This is a genomic window from Kribbella sp. NPDC050281 (genome assembly GCF_040655855.1).
Lineage (GTDB): Bacteria > Actinomycetota > Actinomycetes > Propionibacteriales > Kribbellaceae > Kribbella.
This window is the reverse complement of sequence record NZ_JBFAKS010000091.1, coordinates 3,786-5,291: the sequence shown is the minus strand read 5'-3', so window position 1 is coordinate 5,291 and position 1,506 is coordinate 3,786. Positions and strand designations below refer to the sequence as shown.

Genomic DNA, 1,506 nt, shown 5'->3' with positions numbered 1-1,506 from the left:
ATCCGAGTTAACTGCACCAAGTCTCTATCCTCTGGCGGGTCGCCCGGTTACGAGGAGGTCTTGGTCCGTTGGACGAGCTTCGGGAGGAGTTGCTGCATGGCCGGATTGATGTGCCGCGAGTCGGAGAGGCGCTCGCGGTCCAGGGACGGTTTCCCCCATTCGTTGTTGTGGATGCCACCGGCGCCGAGGTTGCGGCAGCAGTTCGGTATCTTCGGGATCTCGCGCTTGGCGATGTGAGTCCGTTGACTTGCCGCAGCTACGCCTTTGCTCTGCTGCGTTGGTTCCGGCTGTTGTGGGTTCTGGGTGTGGACTGGGATCGGGCGACGTCGTCGGAGGTCGCGGTGCTCGTCGGCTGGATGAAGTCGGCCAGAAACCCCCAGCGAACGCGGCGGTCGGGACCCGCCGGCGCAGGGGCGGTGAATCCAAGGACTGGCAAGCGGGCGTTGCCGGCGGGTTACGCACCACGGACCATCAACCACGCGCTGACGGTGGTCTATCGGTTCTACGACTTCCACGCCCACCACGGCGACGGGCCAGTGCTCAACCCCGTACCGGTGTCGCGTAAGCAGCGAGCAACCCTGTCTCACCGCAGTCCGCTTGAGCCGTTGCCCACGATGCGCCGGTCACGGCTGCGCCAGCGGGTGCCGAAGCAGTTGCCACGGGCAATGGCAGACCGGCTGTGGGACGAGTTGTTCGCGGTGATGGGATGCGATCGAGACCGCGCACTGCTGTCGATGTATGTGTCCAGCGGCGCTCGTGCATCGGAACTGCTCGGGATCGGTTTGACCGATGTCGACTGGGGTCGACAGCTCATCCACGTGGTGTCCAAGGGCACCCGGTTGAGGCAGTCGGTGCCAGTCTCCCCGGAAAGCTTGCGGAACCTGACGCGCTACTTAGCTGAGGCCGGCCTTCCAGGGGACGGTGAACCGTTGTGGCGGACCCGACGTGGGGGGCCGCGACAGCTGTCCTACTGGGCCATGCGGAGAGTTCTGCAGAGGGCGAACGAGCGTCTCGGGACGGATTGGACACTGCACGATCTGCGACACACGGCTGCGACCCGGCTGGCGAACGATCCAGGTATGACGCTGACCGAGGTCCGCGCGATCCTGCGGCATGCCGACATCAACACCACAGGGATCTATACCGCGGTGCGGGTCGAGGATCTGTTCGACAAGCTTCAAGAGCACTACGCCCGACCCCGGCCGACGCGCCAGTTAGCGCCTGGCTACGACCCCGACGACGTCAAGATTGTGTTCGGTGGCTAGGCCGGGCGGATGGTCCGGCCCAGACGAAGCCATGCGGCCCGTGACTCTGCCGGCGAAGGAACCCGGCGATGGGTACGGCGGCACGGAATGGGATGCGCGGATCACGCGATCCGGTGTCCGCCCGGCCGCGGCCCTCCGGCCGTTGGCGAGCCCTGGCAGGTTCGGTGATCTGTCCGGGCTGTCGATCGAGCACCTGACCAACGTGGTGAGCCAGGCATGGGGCGGCGGTCGGGCTGCGGGG

The 1,506-nt window shown here is 66.1% G+C and carries 2 protein-coding genes; both read left to right on the top strand.

Annotated features, from left to right (window positions below; all coding sequences use genetic code 11):
- Nucleotides 1-68 precede the first annotated feature (68 nt).
- On the top strand, nucleotides 69-1,265 hold the full coding sequence (locus AB0I34_RS43945) for a tyrosine-type recombinase/integrase (RefSeq protein WP_360458643.1): 1,197 nt from the start codon (nucleotides 69-71) through the stop codon (nucleotides 1,263-1,265).
- A gap of 31 nt (nucleotides 1,266-1,296) precedes the next feature.
- Nucleotides 1,297-1,506 (top strand): hypothetical protein (locus tag AB0I34_RS43940; RefSeq protein ID WP_360458640.1); only part of this gene is annotated, 210 nt, incomplete at its 3' end.